Origin of the sequence: Prevotella pallens ATCC 700821 (assembly GCF_000220255.1) — a bacterium.
Classification (GTDB): domain Bacteria; phylum Bacteroidota; class Bacteroidia; order Bacteroidales; family Bacteroidaceae; genus Prevotella; species Prevotella pallens.
Window position 1 is genome coordinate 2,161,005 of record NZ_GL982513.1, and the last position, 18,047, is coordinate 2,179,051.

Here is an 18,047-nt window from a genome sequence, read left to right on the forward strand (position 1 = left end):
AATATAATAATCTCTTGCACTATTAGTAATTTACAAGAGGCTTCTGGTTTACATAAAGCAACATTTTTTGCCTTTTCGTTAGCAAAAATAAAAGATATTAGATTTAATTGCAAACTTAAACACAGTTATTTTGTCATAATTAACATATTTAATATATTTTCAGTTTACTTTTTAAAAAGTATCTCTAAAATACAATTCTTTTAAAATATTCGTAAGTTATCTTTTTTATAATATCTGTTTCTAATCCGAGAACACCTAAAGTTGTTTTTTATTCCTCACAGATTATTATACCACTCCTGTAATAATATATTCTTGATATACAAAACAAGTTATATTATAGGTGATATAAATTATATTTATTACACCTAAAAATTAAATGGCTATATTCTACGAATATTTATATTACAACAAATTAGAATTAGACTTATTTGTTAGAAACATTTATAGAAAGAGGAAGGGATATTTTTGGGGAAGATATTGCATTTTTATTCTTCTACCATATCATAATAGTCGAAAGCTCCTCCGTAACTATCTATTAGCTTTTGAGCATATTCATCGGTTGCCTCATCAAAATTCTTCACTGCAATAAGCCCTAACGAATATTTACGATACAAATCCATCACAGAAAACACCTTACACTGTTCTATTATGGTGTGTTTTATATCTATAAGCTGATTAAGAATGGAACGATACATTGCTATTTCTGGCGATATTTCTAACAGTTTTTGGGTTTCTTCAATAGCTAAATCTACTATTTCTCTGTAATATTTCTTTGTTCTTTTATGCGATAAACGGGTGTACATATATCTACTTTTTTAGATTGTTTTTTACGACTATTTAGTATGTTGTTTTCTTTATGACTATTTTGTATGCTAATTCAGTTGCTCTATCACTGGCTATTTTCTGTATACATTTATCAGTATACCAATTGACTTTCGAAGCCTGAAATTAGAGAAACGTTTTGGAGAAATATATTTTCGTAACAAATTTCTGTTCGTTTAAAACGAATAAAACCAAAACCTGTATTGTCGTGTGGGTAAGCTATAAGTCCTAATTCGTTGAAAACAAAGAAACAATGACCGTCTATTCCATCATCTATCATTGTTAGTAAAGCAAACATAGAAACTATATCGTAGTCGGTGGTTTGTTTTATTTCAAAATTCGTTGATAAACAATCTGGATTATCGTAAACCGAATTGCTCGCTACTTTTATATATCCAAAGTCTATCAAATATTTCTCTATGTATTTCACAAAATTAGCTATGCTATTATTGCCCAGTTCGTGTTCTTTTATTTTAAAACAGTTATACACAATAGTTACATTAGGTGCGAACCGGCTAAAGAATTGACTGAAATAGTTAACAATTTTATTAGCACGAGCTATTGTAAAAGGTTTATTTCTTTCACAATATCCTCTCCACCCTTTACTATCGGAATACGAATTTAGGTTTATACGCTCTTTTATACTGAAATTTAGTTCCTCCACAGTAATGCATTCTTAAATTAGATTTTGTATTATTTATAACGAAACGAACCTGTTTTTATTGTGTTGTGTGAACCAACCTGTGTTTTACTATCTACAGTGTAACAGATTTTGTGTATGCAAAGGTAGCTAATATAGCAAAAAAAGTGTATAGCAAAATGGCAAAAAACACCAGTTTTTTTGTTATATTGTGTGGCATAGAAATTAAGGAGTAGAAATTTCTTATTAAAATAAATATTTTTTTAATAAGAAAACACGCAAATATTAATTACAAAATTTTATTTTATAATGAAAAAATGTTTTCGTCTTAAATTTTAAATTAATATTAGCGTATTTAGGGCGTAATGTCTTATATGTAGAAACTGCTTTGTTTGCGTTTTGTTTATAGCGATACTAAGGTTACACAAACAGTTGTTTCGTTCTTAAATGTTCAATCTTAATAGAGCATCTTTATATCGTTCTCTATATACATCGTCCGACAATAGAAATTTGTTGATAACTTTCTTTGCATTTGCAATATCGTTCTGCATATAATACATTGCAATAGCCAACAAGGCATTAACTTCTTTACTATTTGCGAAGAGATAGTTTTCGGAGTTTTCAAAGTCGTTGAGTACATTTTGCACAGAACTTCTGTTATTTAAAGTGGGAACTATTGTGTTTATAATAAGCGGTTTTATATTGTTCTCTATAAGTTCATTCATATTATCGATAGAAGTTGGACGCCACTCTAAGGTATGTGTACCAACAAAAATGCCAGCATCAACATTTATAAATGTATCTATAGCATCAAATTTATTATTGGCTCCTTTTAGTTGTGTAGCTATTTCGGTTATTTTTGGAGCATCTAAACGAATCATAATGGTGATATGGCCTATACTTTCGTCGTCGTAATATTTAATTGGACTTAAAAAGAATAAGATAGATTGACTAAAATCGCCTTTATTTCTTTGAAACCCCATACTACTTTTTTTCCATTTAAAGCCAACTTTAAGCAGAGGTTCTAACAGTGTTTGCTCTATGCTTATTTTAAATAATGTTTTTAGTTCTTTCAGTTTCATATTGTATACTTTAATTCAACCATTCAAAATTGTATTGTTTAGAGTATATGCCTTAAATACACTTGGAAGAGGCTGAGTAGCAAAAGGCATAATTTCTTTATAGCTATTGGCATTTGTTATTTTGCAAATAAATTCATATAAGTTCGAAGCCACTTTCTTTAGCTCTATTCCTCTAAAGTCTGTTATATAAATATCCATTTCTTCGCCACTATCATCAGAAGAATTTATATCCCAAAACAAGTATTCGCCATTATCGCTACTGGCAAATGGGTAAAGATTACGCAGAATAGTGGGAGTTACATTTGGATCTATATCAAACCAGATGTCGCCGTTTATAATATCAGAGAAATATGTAGAGCGAATTTCGTTTGTTCTAATAAAAAGAGAGTCGCCATACGTATCTAATGGTATATAAATGTGGAAATTGTTTGCTGTTAAACCATATCCGTATTGCTTTACAAAGCTAATATAGGAGGTGGGAAACCGTCTATTATTACTAAATCTAAATGTATTTAATGCTTCCAAATAGCCAAAGCACTGTTTATTGCCCTCTATTTTAAGTGCGAATGTATTTTGTTTATTCATAACAAATGCGCTGCTTGTTTTGTTTTCTACATAGTTCCACCCCTATATAGCCTTCTAAAACAAACATTTACCATATATGTTTTCTAAAATATACAATAAAGTTCGATGGCTTAAGGTGTGATATTAAACTCTCACAATAGTCTAATTTAGCATTTAGTGTCCATATTGTTCCAATTGTGCAAATAGTTCATCGGCATTTGCTTTAATTCCATCTCTATATTTCGCAGGAATTTTGTTGCCACAACGGTCGAACCACTCGTTAAACACAGTTTTCCATTCCTGAACTTTATGTTTTCTTATTAAAAGATTTGCATTTACAGGAAATTTATTTGCCAACATAACCAATATATCTATATGAGTTAGAACAGCTTGAACGGGTTTATTGGTTGTTCGTAACCATTCTACATTTTGTTCTATTTGTTTTAATGCTAAATTTATATATCGTGCATTCTCCAAATCAGCCATATCGTTACCTTCTGGTGCTGTACTAAATATTTTCATTCCTTTTTTTATTGCGATGTTATATGTTTGTGTATTTTATTTGTACACTGGTAATACTATCTTATGCCTACAAAAGTAGAACTTTAACATAAGAAAAACAAAAGAATGACGTAAAAAAATTGTTGCGTCCACATAATTTCGCGTGTCTTTATATTGTTGGTTCCATTTTCTTATACATAATGTTAGGAAAAACGCAGCAAAATTTGTAATACGTTTCGAGCATCTTTCTTACAGAATATACCAATACGCTAACGAATGGAATGGAACAAAGGTTTTGTTATAATAAGGGTCTATGTTTTATTTCCTTTTATAGTTGCTTTTTTCAAAATGGTTTTGCCGAAACTATATTGTAAATGCCATAAAAAGTAAGTCTGCTTGCTATCAAAACAGATAGAAGCAGACTTATAAATATGTTTCTTTTTTATCTACTATAACCCTAAATTATCGGGTAGAAGTTAAAATTTTCGTTTATCTGTGCAAATACATATTGGTATACTGATAGAAAGCCATCGCCTTTTTTATTAAGTCGTTTCGTTTTTGACGTAAAGGTGTTTCTATTGCAGTACCATCTTTATCGTATTTCACACTGAATTGTTCAATCTTTCTTACAGGAGAAAGTATTGTTAAACAGTTATTTTCCAAATATCCAAGATTTTGATAAGTTGCCATAAAAGCACGTGGTTGGTAGTTTTGTGCAAAAATGTTCTGCCCCGTAAAGCTTACTTTGCACGGAATATGCAGCGAAGCCAATAAAGTTGGCATAATATCTATTTGCGAACAAACCGTTTTTACTACTTGCGGTACTATATATTTCGGACTGTATATAATGCAAGGAATGTGATATTTGTCGGCTGGCAACGATGTTTTTCCTGCACTCGATGCACAGTGGTCGGCAATAATAACAAATATTGTGTTGTTGAACCACTGTTTTTGCGAGGCTTTTTTTATAAAGTTCCCTATAGCATAGTCGGTATAACATACAGCAGCGTCGCGTGTATGTGGATTTCCATCTACTTTTATTTTTCCTTCAGGGTAAGTATATGGGCGATGATTACTTGTTGTCATTATTTGTGCAAAAAATGGATTACCTTTTTTTGCATTTGCATCGAACACTTTTAAGCTTTTGTTGAACATATCTTCGTCGCATACCCCCCAAATATTAGCAAAAGTTATTTCGTTTTTGCTAATATTGCTTCTGTCTATAACATCGTATCCGTTGTGCGAGAAGAAATCGCCCATATTGTCGAAATAACTATCGCCTCCATATAGAAATTGCACAGTATATCCTTGTTGTTTCAGCACTGCTCCCACAGAAAGATTTCCCATTCGGTTTGCTTTTTGTTTAATAATGCTTTCGCCCGCACTGGGAGGAATACACAGCGATAAAGCTTCTAATCCGCGAACTGTACGGTTTCCGTTGGCATAAAGGCTATCAAAAACCATACTTTTGCCTATAAGTTGGTCTAACTGTGGCGTAAGGTTTTCGGTGTTTCCATAATGTTTCAGAAAATCGGCACTTAAACTTTCAACCGTAATTAGCACAATGTTGCAGCGTTGAGGCTTACTGTTTCCAACACTTAGTTCTTTATATCCTTGTTTATTAAGTTTGGCTAATTGGTTATAAGAGTTTATACATTCATTTTTATCCATCATTGGATAAAATTTATCGTACTCTAATTTGTTATTGAAAAAGGCAACCACAAAATTTCCAGCACCATTTTGTTCTAACTGACTAACATATTGGTTAGAACTTTCCAAACTTTGTGTAAACGATGCAATTCCAAAAGCCAATAAACACGTTGTAGCATAAATAGCAATATGCACTAATAAGAGTTTTGGTGTATATAGTTTTTCTAATTTGAAACGTCGTCTGCGCGATTGCCAAACAATAATGGCAACAGTTGCTATTATGGCTAACAAAATGAGCGGAACTATAGAATAAGATTCCATAATGTTGCCTAACACTTCGTGTGTATAAACCAAATAATCTACCGCAATAAAGTTGTATCGTACACCAAATTCCTGCCAAAAGAAATATTCGCCTGCCGAAACAAAAAGAAATAACAACACATATACCGCCCAAGTGCTATACATTGTTATGCGACGCCATGCCATTCTGCATTTCGGAACAAATAGTCGTATAGAGAAACTTACAAGTTTCCAGCCCAAAAACAGTCGTGCTATAAGTGGTGCCCCACCGCCATATTCGTGAAAAATAGATTTTTGCCACAACGAATAAAGAAAACCTAATGCTAAAACACCTTCTATTATATAACCAACAACCTTATTGTATTTCCATTCGTTCAATCCCAAATATAAAACGAAGATAGGTATTGTGAGTAAAGTTCCTACACCAAAATCAGAAAGCAAACCAATTCCAAGACTTCTGAGAACATCTACTATAGAAAAACTTACTTGAGTAGGTGTAGAATACATAAGAATGATGCGTAAGATGAGACCGAAAGTAATGTAAAGTCTCATAAAACGACTCGCAACAAGGAAAGCTGCATTTCTTCGAATTATGTTTTTTCGTTTGTGCAAAACATTTCTTATAAAACTATTTTAGAGTTATAATATGTAACTGATATTGTTAATATAGTGCAAAGGTATAAATATTTTTTAATAAATGGATCTACTTCCTTGTAACTATATTCATAATCTTTAAAATGCCATTAGTACATCATATTATAATATACTGTTATACTATTATTTTCTGACGATGCACTAACAATATTGTGTGTAAATTAATTTGTTTATACCATAATATATATAACAAAAAGCACGCCAAGCGAATTAAAATTCTCTTAGCGTGCAATATTATATGGTAATAGAAAAATTAGTTCACAAACTTCACAGTATATTTGCTACCATCAGCAAAGTGTGCTGTAGCCATAAATAAGCCATGACCAAGCGTAACTGGAGTAATAGTATTTGCAGAAAGTGTAATACGCGAAACAACACAACCGTTAAGATCGGTAATATCTACAGTACAGTTTGCAGAACTTTGTAACGATAAATTGCCCATTGCATGACTAATAGTCAATGCTGACGAATTAGTTTTGATATTATTTATGCCAGCTGCTTCAGCTTCTTTATCAGGCAATACTGTTAATGGGTAGAAACAAAGCTTACCATCTATATAAGTTTTGCCCACCATACCAAAAATAATGAAATGTTTTGTGCCAGCTTCAATGAATTGTGAGAACTGGAAATCGTCTGGATATATATTTTGCAATATAAACTGGTTACCTTTCATATCGGCAATTTCAATTCGTCCGTTAGGATAACGGTCAATTTGGTTGAGTGGTTCCACTAAACTAATGCCAGTAAGAGCTAAAGGATAGGCTGCAAAAGTTTTAGGATCTTTTGTTAGTATGCTAAGATCGTCGCAAACAAAGTTACGGAAGTGGAAACTAGAATTTTGTACGTCTTCAATTTCTGGCTTACTATCGAGACGGAACACCAAATTATTATCGACTAATAATAGTTGTCCACGCATTTTCTTCACAATTTGGTCGTGTGGAGATAGTTTTGCAGAGTAATCAAGATAATTAGGGTCGTCTACCAATATGCCAGATTTTCCATCGAATAGCCATTTTTGCGCACGTGTTCTTTTAATCCAGTTAACAAATATGCTATCGTTGCCATTTGGAACTAAATCGTAGAATTTTCCAACCTCTGCACGGCGCAATGCTGTTATACCTTTAATGGTTTTACTAACTGGTCGTACATAAAAATCAAAGTTAGTTTCTAAAGGTCCTACCCATGGTTTATCGTCGGCAGCACGCATAAATTTTGCGCTGAAATGATGTTTTCCTTCGCTTAAATTATTCATTTTGAAGCGAATATTTTCGGGCATTATATAATAGTTTACAGGTTCGTTGTTGTCTACTTGTGTTTGAATATAAGTATCGGCATACGGACTACCTTTTTCGCCAAAGAAGAACGAAGATCCACTCATTAGCGGAGTAAAAGTAATGCTATCTTGCGATGTTTCGTAACCATCGTAAATGCGTTCTGGCTGAATATACCAAGGCACTTCAATATTTACTCCCTGTGTTACATATATATTGTCTACCAAAATACGCCAATTGCTTCCATATCCTATCTTATCGGTAAAGCGTATTCTAAAGCGGAATGGGTCGCCATAGAAAGGAGAATCGAACGAAACCATAGGTGTAACATCTGTATCGTCGAATATTAATGGTTTGCTTAGCCAATGTTTTCCATCGTCTTCTGTAACTTCTACGAACCATGCTTCGCTACTACGGCTAATTGTACGGTCCATTCCAGAGTGTCCGAAACAAAAAGCTACAGAACCACCACGAACAGTATCGAGAAGTTCGAGTGAAGCTGGCTCGTTATTTGGTGTTCCTGCAAGAATTTCTACAGCACGTTTGCCTTGTGGAATGCCATTTATAGAAGAATCTGTAATACGTGCGTTGTGTAATCGCCAACGTTTTCCATTAATGGTAATAATTTGGTCGGTAAAATCGGTTGTTGCTGCATTTTCAAAATCGCAAAAATACGCAGGTTTTGGGGCAATGGTGCCAGTTTCTTGTGCACTTGTTGTTTGCACATTAGCAGCAAGTGCTGCCAGAGTAAGTAGAATTAGTTTTCTCATAATGTAAATATCCCTTGCTTTCATCTTCTCTCGAGGGCGGAGAAATGTAGTGGAGGGAGGTATTTTAAAATTGTTTTGAATAGTTTTCTCTGACTCCTATTTTTCTTTAGGGACGATTTTTCTTTATTGCTAACCCATCTTCCCTCCCTTCGAAAAGAGAAAAAAAGAGTCTCTCTCTTTATATGCTTTTATTTTTATAATTTTTTTATTACCAATAGTTCTACCGAGTTGTGGTGCTAACTTTGAGATTGTAAGCAGACCTACTTGTTTTATTTTGCATAATGCAATGTTCTAAAACCAAATTGTAGTGCAGGCTGTAGATTTAATAAAAAAGAATCTGTCTGCTTTTTCCTTCTCCAAAAGTCTGTTTATCGTGTAGTAATGTTGATTTGTGCTGCGAATATAGATATTTTTTTTGATAACAAGATAGTTTTTCTTTAAAAATCTACCAAAATGTAGAAAATTAGTGTAAAATTGGTTTCTCTTTTCGACATTACGAATAAAATACTATTATAAAATAAGGTGTAAAATTGTTTAAGCAAATTTCTAAGAAAAAAATGCGAAATAGCAGATCGCTAAAAAAGTAATTATAAAATGGGTATTTGTAATTAAAAAAAAAATTTTTTTCATTATATTTTTCCAGTTTTATAATAAGAAAATAGCAACCTCTTATTTGCTTACATCGAATATATTGTTTTGAGCAAAATAGGAATAAGCCATTTGTACAGTATGCAATGTAATAAAATAGGTAGATAGCTATTACGCATTATGTAATTGGTAACTGCTAAAAAAAGTAATACATTGTAAAATAACCGCTAAAAAAGGTATGATATTAACGTTCGTTTACACCACTTTGAAAAAACTTGATATAAATATTTGGTTGTTCAATTTAAAAGTCTTTACTTTGCACCCGAAATCATTACTTCTCTCTCTGTTTTACAATAGAGTTTGGAGTGTAAAAAGATTAATAATTCAGTATAAACAAATTAATTTTATTAAGATGAAAAAGATTTTAATGACTCTCGCAGTTGCATTTGTTGCAGTTGCTGCCAATGCACAAGTTTATGTTGGTGGTAGTGTTGGTATTGCTTCTTCTAAACAGAATGGTGGCAAGAACGTAACAACTTATCAAGTTCTTCCAGAAATTGGTTATAATATTAATAAAGATGTAGCAATTGGTACAGTAGTTGGTTGGGGAAAAGGTAATCCTGTAAATATTCAAAACGAAAGTCGCAATTATTTTACCATTCAACCTTATGCTCGTTTTAATGTAGTTCGTACAAAATATGTAGATGCTTTCATTGATGGTGGCTTTGGTTATACTCACTACAACCACGCTTATGTAGCAACTTCTTCAAAAGACGAATGGTCAGTTGGTTTGAAACCAGGTATTGCTGTAAATCTTAGCAAGAAAGTTAGCCTTGTAGCTCACGTAGGTTTTGCTGGTTGGAAGTCTGAAAAATACGATGGTGCAAGCAAAGATTCACACGTTTGGGGTGTAAGTCTTGATGGCAACAACGTTAATTTTGGTGTTTACTACAACTTCTAAACGTACTTGCTTGGAACAAACTTAACACTTAATACTTATAGGGAGATGTCGTTTTTATAACGCATCTCTCTTTTTTTATGCCTTGAAAAAATAATACCCACTATTAACTATAAATTAGTAATTAACGTGAGTTCGACGGATTCAGAACGATGTAAGGGGAGTGTAAATGATCTTTGTGCATTGATGGACGGCTTCTTTGGAAACAGGAAATAGGTGGTAATTGCCTATAATAAGTTGATGATGAAGCGGTCAAAGTATCTATGTATGGAGTGTTCCACCTGCGAAATGTTCTTAAGTTCATCATTCACCGTTTCAATAAAGCAGCGATAACCAGAACCGTGAAAAGGAATCATTACCAGCATAACTTCTGTATTTGACATTGTAGAATTTCGATGATATTTCCTTTTTCCTGTAGGTTTTAGTGTATATTTTGCCGTCATTACATCAAAAAACTTGCAGGAATCGACTACCATACAAAATATTTCAGTAACTCCTCCATAGGTGATTATTACGGTTTTTATTTATAACTATTTGTATATTAGCTTCTTAATGCTACAACGATTTTCACTAATTACCAAATCCATAGACACTTATAATTCGTCGAGATCACGGTAACATAAAAGCAAAAACAAGAAAGACTGCGATCTATAAGAGGCTTTACGCAGATACCATCAGTAGTGAGAACATTAATCTTAATATAAAGATTTACACGCTCATAACAGCTGTTTTTTAGGGAATCTCTGCGCTTTCTCTCCTCGCATTAGAGCAGAACGGAGGGAGGGAAGAACTGTTCAGATGTAAAGATTATTCCCATCTGCTTTTTAATCTACGATCTTTTGATGTGTAAAAGGGCATGTTTTGCAATGTAAAAAGGGCACCTTTTACAAGCCCGTTTGTAACCTATTGATATCTTGAAGGTTACAAAGGAGATAAAGAAGGAATATGGTAGGGAAAGTGAAAGATAGCGAAGTGAGAAGTGTAAGGATTTTTGTTTCTGTTCGTTCCGTTGTGTTTTTCAAAGTAAGGTCAGTGTGCTTTGTCATCAGGGTAGCGGCTTTACCGATTCAAAAGGTGGGTGAACAGACTGAGAAACGGACGTGAAGAAGACGAAAGAAACGGCGGGATTGGCAATCAAAAATGTGTCTTTCAGTCGGTAATTTTTTAACGTTCCAACGATAGTTTACAAAGAATTAATTGTGTTTCAGCGACAGAACCATGACCAATAATATAGACCATGATGGATATACAGTAAGCTGAGAGCCTACTTAATAGATTTAGCTCGCACGCTCTATGTCCTCCTTTAAAAAGGACAAAGAGCTTCACGAGCTGTAGAAGGAGAAGTTTTCAATTCAACTTATATCACTTCTCAAATAGATTACCGATATCCTTATGCTATAGAAGAAGAAGTTTTTATCTCAACTTATAGCCCTTGAATGCATAGAAAAGGATATAAGAGAAGCTGACAAAACAGATCCCATACGCATATTGAATGTTGCTAACATCCTTAATAAGTCCGAACAACACAGTGATAACAGCACCACCGATAAGTCCCATTGTCATTAGTGATGAGCCTTCCTTGGTATATTTACCCAAGTCCATAAGAGCCAAAGGCCAGAATGCTGGCCACATCAATGAGCAGCCTAATGCCATAATACCTACAGCATAAATACTATAAACACCCGGGAGTAACAATACAAGTAGCGTTCCAAACAGTGCAACGAAGGAACAGATCTGTAAGGCTTTCGTCTGTGAAAGATACTTAGGAATAAGAATAATACCTACGATATATCCTATACTGATGCTGATTGGGGTAATCCATGAGTACGTATGAGGATGAGGAAGACCTAATTCACTTGCATAATCTATAAGTGTACCCAAGACGATGGTCTCTGAACCAACATAAAAGAATATGGCAATTGCTCCAAGAACAAGATGTGGGAACTGGAAGACAGAATGCTTACTGTTTGCGTAGTCGGACACTGCTGAATCTGCATCGGCGTCATCTTCTCCAGCAGCTTTCACCTCTGGCAATGGTGATATAAGTGCTACGACACCTAAGATTACAAATAAGCAGATTATAACCAAGAACGGTTTGTCAAGATCTTCCAAGCCAACACCTCCACTATTACTTGCAAAAAGAGCAATAAACAAAGGTGATACAGGCCATGCTAACTTGTTTATCATGCCCATAATAGAGATTCTTTTTGCTGCACTCTCCGTTGGTCCAAGGATTGTTACATAAGGATTTATAGCAGATTGTAGGAACGTATTAGCTGTTCCACAAAGGAAAGATGCCAATAAAAAGATAATGAAACTCCTTTCAGCTGCAGAGAGAATAAACACTCCGAAGGCTATAGCAAACATGGCAAAAGCTGCAGCCATCGTACGCTTATATCCAATTTTACTTATCAATAAGCCTGCTGGATAACCAAAGATAAGGAATGGTAAGAACGTAGCACCTATAAGCATATATGCTTCTGTGGACGAAACGCTTAGTGAAACCTTCAATACTGGTACTAATAAGGAATTGATTCCCAATGCAAAGCCACAAGTAAAGAACATGAAAGCAAGGAAAAGCATTGGTATAATGAAGTTGTTTTTTTCTTTCATAGAGAATCTTTTTTGAATTAAAAATTAATTGTTATGTTTTAAAAATCCGCTTTTTTTGACTATAGTTATCTTTAAAATGCAAAGTTACTACTTGTTTTTAATAATAACATACACTATCTTTGCGTTGTTATAGAGTATATTTACATTTGCAGAAAAAGATGGTAATACTTGATAGAAAGATAGTACATAATGTGCAAACCATGTGCAGTCACATTACATACACTGAGTTTAATCTACCATTTCATAGACATTCCGAATATGAACTCATCCTGTTTACCAGCGGAAGTGGAACTGAATTTGTTGGAGAGGGGGTTGCTGACTACAAAAAGGGCGACGTTGCACTTATCGGAAGTAATATTCCCCATCTGCATTTATGCAAAAGTAGAATGGGAAATAGCCAAGAAACAGAAGCTATGGAACATAGTACAAGTGAAACAATACAGTTCAGTCCAGACATGTTTCCACCCGATATTCTTAACCTACCAGACTATGAACATATTGCTGATTTGCTATCGAAAAGCCAGTATGGCATACGTTTCTATGATGAAGGATTATATGAGGAACTCCTCTCAAGGTTATCTTTGTTCGATTCACAGTCCTATACAAGGCGTCTGATTGCTTTGTATGAGATTCTCGAAAGATTATATAACTGTTCACAAACAAAGCTATTATCACCAATAGCATTCAGCCATTACAAAGCTCCTAATACCGATACTGCCATTGACAAGGTATTCACCTATTTATATAATAACTTCCAGAAGAAGATTGTTCTCGCAGAACTTGCTGACTTTGTTAGTCAGAATCCGACGTCACTTTGCCGATATTTTAAGAAATGTACCAACAAGAGTATATTCCAAGTACTTGCCAATATACGCATTGAATATGCTTGTAAATTACTAACTCATTCGAACCTTACGGTCAATGAAGTGGCTTTTAACTCGGGATACAATACACCAACACTGTTTTACGAACAATTCTTAAGAGAGATACATCTAACCCCAAATGAATACAGACAACACATTAACGCTGAGAGAATCAGCAACCATATGAATATAACAATTGGTTCGCCGCAAGACTCAACACATAGTAAATAACGTGAGTTCGACGGATTCAGAACGATGTAAGGGGAGTGTAAATGATCTTTGTGCATTGATGGACGGCTTCTTTGGAAATAGGAAATAGGTGGTAATTGCCTATAATAAGTTGATGATGAAGTGGTCAAAGTATCTATGTATGGAGTGTTCCACCTGCGAAATGTTCTTAAGTTCATCATTCACCGTTTCAATAAAGCAACGATAACCAGAATCGTGGAAAAGAATCATTATTAACATAACTTCTGCCTTTGACATTGTAGAATTTCTATGATATTTCCTTTTTCCTGTAGGTTTTAGCGTATATTTTGCTGTCATTGCATCAAAAAACTTGCAGAAGTCATCTGCCACACAAAATATTTCAGCAACTTTGTCCTCGGTGATCATAGCGATTTTTGTTTATAACTGTTTGTATATTAGCTCTTTAAAGTTATAACAAATTTCGCTAATCACCAAATTTATAGACACTTATAATTCGTCGAACTCACGTTAATTAAATGTTCGGCACATTTTAATAGCGTTACAGCCTAATAAACCAATTGTATTTAAATAGTTTGTAAAAATATTGTTTTCTGCACCGTCAAATTTGGTATACCTATTTTGTTATTGTACCTTTGTAGCAACTTCAACACTTGAAATAACTTATGATAGATAGACCAACTGTAGATAGAATTTTAGATGCAGCAAACATAGTAGATGTAATTTCTGAATATGTAACGTTGCGAAAAGCAGGTACAAGTTATAAAGGTTTGTGCCCTTTTCACGACGATCGTACACCATCTTTCTCGGTAAGTCCAGCAAAAGGAGTCTATAAATGTTTCTCTTGTGGCGAAGCTGGAAATGTAGTTAATTTTATTATGAAGCACGACCAAATGACTTATCCCGAAGCATTGAAAGTTTTGGCAAAGAAATATGGAATAGAAGTGCAAGAACGTGAACTAACTACAGAAGAGAAACAATTAGAAAACGAACGCGAATCTATGTTTCTTGTAAACGAGTGGGCTGCAAAATACTTTCATAACCTGCTTATAAATAATATAGATGGTAAGACAATTGGCTTGCAATACTTTCGAAGTCGTGGTTTTAGAGACGACATTATAGAGAAATTTCAGTTAGGCTTTTGTTTAACCGGAATGCAAGAATTTGCCAATGCCGCATTAGATGCTGGATATAAAAAAGAATTTCTTGTAAAAACAGGTCTATGTTACGAACGCGATAATGGCGAACTTATAGACAGATTTAACGGACGTGTAATATTTCCTTGGCTGAATGTAAGCGGAAAAGTAATAGCTTTTGGCGGTAGATTGCTCGACTCACGTACAAAAGGAGTAAATCAGAAGTATGTAAATTCGCCCGGTAGTGAAATTTATCAGAAAGACCATGCTCTTTATGGAATTTATCAGGCAAAAAAAGCAATTGCTAAGTTCGATCTTGTATATATGGTGGAAGGTTACACCGATGTTGTATCAATGCATCAGTGTGGAATAGAAAATGTTGTGGCAAATAGCGGAACAGCTCTCTCGGTTTATCAAATAAAATTGCTCCGACGATTTACTTCAAATATAGTTTTATTATATGATGGCGACGAAGCTGGCCAACATGCTGCAATGCGTGGAACTGATATGTTGCTTGCAGAAGGTATGAATGTAAAAGTTTTATTACTTCCAGATGGCAAAGATCCTGATGAATTGGCACGTAATTTAACAGCAGATGCCTTCAGAGAATATATAGAAAAAAAGCAAACAGACTTTATTGTTTTTAAAATAAACGTATTGTTGAATGGTGTAACAGATCCAGTAAGACGGTCGGAAGCAATAAATTCAATAGTACAAAGTATTGCCGTAATAAAAGATCCTATTTTGCGCGACACTTATTTGCGTGAATGTGCACACCGAACAAGTATGAAAGAAAATACGCTTATTGCACAAATGAATAGGTTTATTTATAACGATAAAGAACAACAACGCAAAGAACAGCAACGCGAAATAGAAAAACAGGAAAACAATCAGCAAGTTTTAAGTCCGGCTACACCTATTCAGCAGGCTTCTAAAGTAGAAACAATGTTGATTCAAACCATTGTGCGCGATGGCGAAAAGCTTATTATTAGAGATGTTTTAAACGAAGAAACGGGAGAGAAAATTAATCTTAACGTGGCTCAATATATAGCATACGATCTTGGATTAGATAACTTGTCGTTTAAGAACCCGTTATCCGTTCAAATTCTAAATGAGGCTTTGGAGCATAGTGAAGACGAAAATTTTAAAGCAGAAGAATATTTCACACATCACCCCGATATTCTTATTTCTACATTAGCGGTAAAATTAAGCGTAGATAGGTTTCAACTATCGGAAAGTATGCAAATGAAAGAGCGAGAAATTGACCTTCGCGACCGTGTAATGCATTTAATTCTCGACTATCGTATGGATTATGTGGAGCAACATTTAAAAGAATTGCAAGCAAGTTTATCTACCGAAAGCGATTTGAATAAAGTAATGGAAATTATGGGTGAGATTAAAAAACTACAAGAAATGCGTAATGTGCTTGCACGTAAATTAGGAAACGATATTGTGGTATGAGAGAGAAATATTGAATAAGCTGTAAGAAAACAAATATCTGCTATGATTTATATACACTGGATAGTTCTTGTTGCCTACACCGTAATTGCTATATTAGCTATGATAACGGTATTAATGGAGCATCGTCAGCCTGCAAAAACTATAGCATGGGTATTAGTTTTATCGTTTTTACCCTTAGTAGGAATTATTCTTTATTTCTTTTTTGGACGTCGTACTCGAAAAAATCGTAATATATGGCAAAAAAGCTTAGACCAACTTACAAAACGATCTATGATTGAATTTGCCGAACAGAAACAATTGGAACTTTCTACCGATTATCAAAGATTGATTCAGCTTTTTATGAATCAAAATTTGGCATTACCATTTAAAAACAACACTGCCGAAGTTTATGTTTCGGGATATGAGTTCTTCCCTGCTCTTTTTGCAACAATAAGTAAAGCAAAACACCACATACACATTGTTTCTTACATTATAGACGACGACCCTTTAGGCAGATTGCTGCGCGACACTCTTATAGATAAGGCTCGCAAAGGTGTTGAAATTAGATTTTTATTCGATGATGTAGGCTCGTGGAAAACAAAAAATAAGTTTTTTGAACAAATGCGCGAAGAAGGTATAGAGGTTCACCCCTTTATGCCAGTGCGTTTTCCAGCTTTTACAGGGAAAGTGAACTATAGAAATCATCGTAAAATTATAGTTATAGATGGAAAAGTTGGATTTATAGGGGGAATGAATTTTGCGCAACGTTACATAAAAGGAAATAAAAATGTAAAATGGCGCGATACACATATAAAAATAAACGGACCAGCTGTTTATGGTTTGCAACGTGCCTTTCTTATTGATTGGTTTTATGCAGATAGAACTCTTATAACCGATAGGAAATATTATCCAGAAATAAAAATAACGCAACCTAATAATTGCTTAATACAAATAGTTACAAGTAGTCCTACCAGTGTTTGGGAAGAATTAGAACAAGGATATATAAAAATTTTGCTAAGTGCAAAGCAATATGTTTATATGGAAACACCTTACTTTTTGCCCACTGAACCTATATTTTTTGCAATGCGAACGGCAGCTCTCTCAGGTGTAGATGTTAGATTAATGGTTTCGTTAAAAACCGATTCTAAATTAATTCAAATGGCATCGAGTTCTTATCTTGCTCAGGCTGTAAAAGCTGGTGTAAAAGTGCTGTGTTATAAAAACGGATTTAATCATAGCAAATTGTTGGTTGCCGATGATAATGTTTCTTCTGTGGGGTCGGCAAATATAGATTTCCGTAGTTTTGAAAACAATTTTGAAGCTAATGCCTTTTTTTACGACGAAGAAATGGCACAACGCATAAAGAATATATTCTTAACCGATGAAACTGAATGTGTGCTGTTAGAAGATATAAAGGAGATAAACCAAAAAAGTTTCCTTTATAGACTTTGGGAATCGGTTATTCGGTTGCTAAGTCCATTATTATAAGTTCATTATTATTAGGTGTAATGAACATTTGGTAGGCTGAAACCTCACGTATTGTCTAATTCTCACTGTAATAAGTGCGCCAGAATTCATCAGTTAATAAATATTTTCTACCTCGAAACTGGCAGCCGCAAGCTATACACTTATATAGTTGGACTATGACAAACACCATTCTTCTTTGTTATAGTAGAATGACAGGATAGCATTTTTTGTTCATATCATATTATTTTTAGTATTTTCAAAGTTTTACAACGGTAGTATTTATCAATAAGTGATACCATATTAAGTTTAAATGTACGTTGCTGTCATATTTAACATTTGCCGTATCTTGTTAATGATGAGAGTGTTATGCGTGCATAAGATGTGACAGATATGACATGAAAAATAAATTTATTCAAAACTTTATGTGGTGATGTAATGCTTATAGAGTGTGGTAGAAGATTCTAAATGGGGTGATTGAATTAAAGCGTAATGAACATTTGGTATACAGAAGAAATTCCTAT

The 18,047-nt window shown here is 34.0% G+C and carries 14 protein-coding genes; 4 read left to right on the top strand and 10 right to left on the bottom strand.

The window, feature by feature from the left end; translation table 11 throughout:
- Positions 1-485: 485 nt before the first annotated feature.
- The 7 genes from HMPREF9144_RS08470 to HMPREF9144_RS08500 all read right to left on the bottom strand — a co-directional run bounded on the left by HMPREF9144_RS08470 (position 486) and on the right by HMPREF9144_RS08500 (position 8,254).
- On the bottom strand, positions 486-803 hold the full coding sequence (locus HMPREF9144_RS08470) for an immunity protein Tsi6 family protein (RefSeq protein ID WP_006045547.1): 318 nt from the start codon (positions 801-803) through the stop codon (positions 486-488).
- A gap of 113 nt (positions 804-916) precedes the next feature.
- A complete protein-coding gene (locus tag HMPREF9144_RS08475) occupies positions 917-1,486 on the bottom strand; it encodes a hypothetical protein (RefSeq protein ID WP_006045548.1) in 570 nt (189 codons plus the stop codon).
- Between the two features lie 419 nt (positions 1,487-1,905).
- Complete coding sequence (locus HMPREF9144_RS08480) at positions 1,906-2,544, bottom strand: hypothetical protein (protein ID WP_006045549.1); 639 nt, start codon at positions 2,542-2,544, stop codon at positions 1,906-1,908.
- A 15-nt stretch (positions 2,545-2,559) separates the two neighbouring features.
- Positions 2,560-3,129, bottom strand: a complete 570-nt coding sequence (locus HMPREF9144_RS08485; RefSeq protein ID WP_006045550.1) for an SMI1/KNR4 family protein — start codon at positions 3,127-3,129, stop codon at positions 2,560-2,562.
- A gap of 153 nt (positions 3,130-3,282) precedes the next feature.
- Complete coding sequence (locus tag HMPREF9144_RS08490) at positions 3,283-3,630, bottom strand: hypothetical protein (protein WP_006045551.1); 348 nt, start codon at positions 3,628-3,630, stop codon at positions 3,283-3,285.
- A 468-nt stretch (positions 3,631-4,098) separates the two neighbouring features.
- The gene (locus HMPREF9144_RS08495; RefSeq protein ID WP_083818113.1) at positions 4,099-6,111 is read right to left on the bottom strand and encodes an LTA synthase family protein; all 2,013 of its coding nucleotides are present in this window, start codon (positions 6,109-6,111) and stop codon (positions 4,099-4,101) included.
- Between the two features lie 355 nt (positions 6,112-6,466).
- Entirely contained in the window at positions 6,467-8,254 is a 1,788-nt protein-coding gene (locus HMPREF9144_RS08500) for a hypothetical protein (RefSeq protein WP_040595429.1), read from the bottom strand.
- A gap of 1,000 nt (positions 8,255-9,254) precedes the next feature.
- On the opposite strand from HMPREF9144_RS08500, the gene HMPREF9144_RS08505 reads away from it, so the two are divergent.
- The gene (locus HMPREF9144_RS08505) at positions 9,255-9,803 is read left to right on the top strand and encodes an outer membrane beta-barrel protein (RefSeq protein WP_040595430.1); all 549 of its coding nucleotides are present in this window, start codon (positions 9,255-9,257) and stop codon (positions 9,801-9,803) included.
- A 224-nt stretch (positions 9,804-10,027) separates the two neighbouring features.
- Here the strand turns inward: HMPREF9144_RS08505 and HMPREF9144_RS13935 are convergent, their stop codons facing one another.
- Complete coding sequence (locus tag HMPREF9144_RS13935; protein WP_083818115.1) at positions 10,028-10,276, bottom strand: transposase; 249 nt, start codon at positions 10,274-10,276, stop codon at positions 10,028-10,030.
- A gap of 937 nt (positions 10,277-11,213) precedes the next feature.
- Entirely contained in the window at positions 11,214-12,413 is a 1,200-nt protein-coding gene (locus tag HMPREF9144_RS08510; protein ID WP_006045558.1) for an MFS transporter, read from the bottom strand.
- Between the two features lie 158 nt (positions 12,414-12,571).
- Between HMPREF9144_RS08510 and HMPREF9144_RS08515 the strand changes: the two genes are divergently transcribed.
- Positions 12,572-13,507 carry an AraC family transcriptional regulator gene (locus HMPREF9144_RS08515; RefSeq protein WP_006045559.1) on the top strand — a complete coding sequence of 312 codons (936 nt, stop codon included), beginning with the start codon at positions 12,572-12,574 and terminating at the stop codon, positions 13,505-13,507.
- Between the two features lie 99 nt (positions 13,508-13,606).
- Here the strand turns inward: HMPREF9144_RS08515 and HMPREF9144_RS08520 are convergent, their stop codons facing one another.
- Positions 13,607-13,891, bottom strand: a complete 285-nt coding sequence (locus HMPREF9144_RS08520) for a transposase (protein WP_006045560.1) — start codon at positions 13,889-13,891, stop codon at positions 13,607-13,609.
- A 257-nt stretch (positions 13,892-14,148) separates the two neighbouring features.
- Here HMPREF9144_RS08520 and dnaG point away from each other — a divergent pair, with 257 nt between their 5' ends.
- Both dnaG and cls read left to right on the top strand, forming a co-directional pair.
- A complete protein-coding gene (dnaG, locus tag HMPREF9144_RS08525; RefSeq protein ID WP_006045561.1) occupies positions 14,149-16,080 on the top strand; it encodes a DNA primase in 1,932 nt (643 codons plus the stop codon).
- 42 nt (positions 16,081-16,122) lie between these two features.
- Complete coding sequence (cls, locus tag HMPREF9144_RS08530; protein WP_006045562.1) at positions 16,123-17,547, top strand: cardiolipin synthase; 1,425 nt, start codon at positions 16,123-16,125, stop codon at positions 17,545-17,547.
- The last annotated feature ends 500 nt before the right edge of the window (positions 17,548-18,047 follow it).

Excerpts from the sequence above, each read along its gene's own strand:
- HMPREF9144_RS08510 (WP_006045558.1), bottom strand. The coding sequence starts at position 12,413 with ATGAAAGAAAAAAACAACTTCATTATACCAATGCTTTTCCTTGCTTTC.
- cls (WP_006045562.1), top strand. The coding sequence starts at position 16,123 with ATGATTTATATACACTGGATAGTTCTTGTTGCCTACACCGTAATTGCT.
- HMPREF9144_RS08480 (WP_006045549.1), bottom strand. The coding sequence starts at position 2,544 with ATGAAACTGAAAGAACTAAAAACATTATTTAAAATAAGCATAGAGCAA.
- HMPREF9144_RS08495 (WP_083818113.1), bottom strand. The coding sequence starts at position 6,111 with ATGAGACTTTACATTACTTTCGGTCTCATCTTACGCATCATTCTTATG.
- HMPREF9144_RS13935 (WP_083818115.1), bottom strand. The coding sequence starts at position 10,276 with ATGGTAGTCGATTCCTGCAAGTTTTTTGATGTAATGACGGCAAAATAT.
- HMPREF9144_RS08470 (WP_006045547.1), bottom strand. The coding sequence starts at position 803 with ATGTACACCCGTTTATCGCATAAAAGAACAAAGAAATATTACAGAGAA.
- HMPREF9144_RS08490 (WP_006045551.1), bottom strand. The coding sequence starts at position 3,630 with ATGAAAATATTTAGTACAGCACCAGAAGGTAACGATATGGCTGATTTG.
- HMPREF9144_RS08505 (WP_040595430.1), top strand. The coding sequence starts at position 9,255 with ATGAAAAAGATTTTAATGACTCTCGCAGTTGCATTTGTTGCAGTTGCT.
- dnaG (WP_006045561.1), top strand. The coding sequence starts at position 14,149 with ATGATAGATAGACCAACTGTAGATAGAATTTTAGATGCAGCAAACATA.
- HMPREF9144_RS08500 (WP_040595429.1), bottom strand. The coding sequence starts at position 8,254 with ATGAGAAAACTAATTCTACTTACTCTGGCAGCACTTGCTGCTAATGTG.
- HMPREF9144_RS08485 (WP_006045550.1), bottom strand. The coding sequence starts at position 3,129 with ATGAATAAACAAAATACATTCGCACTTAAAATAGAGGGCAATAAACAG.
- HMPREF9144_RS08515 (WP_006045559.1), top strand. The coding sequence starts at position 12,572 with ATGGTAATACTTGATAGAAAGATAGTACATAATGTGCAAACCATGTGC.
- HMPREF9144_RS08520 (WP_006045560.1), bottom strand. The coding sequence starts at position 13,891 with ATGATCACCGAGGACAAAGTTGCTGAAATATTTTGTGTGGCAGATGAC.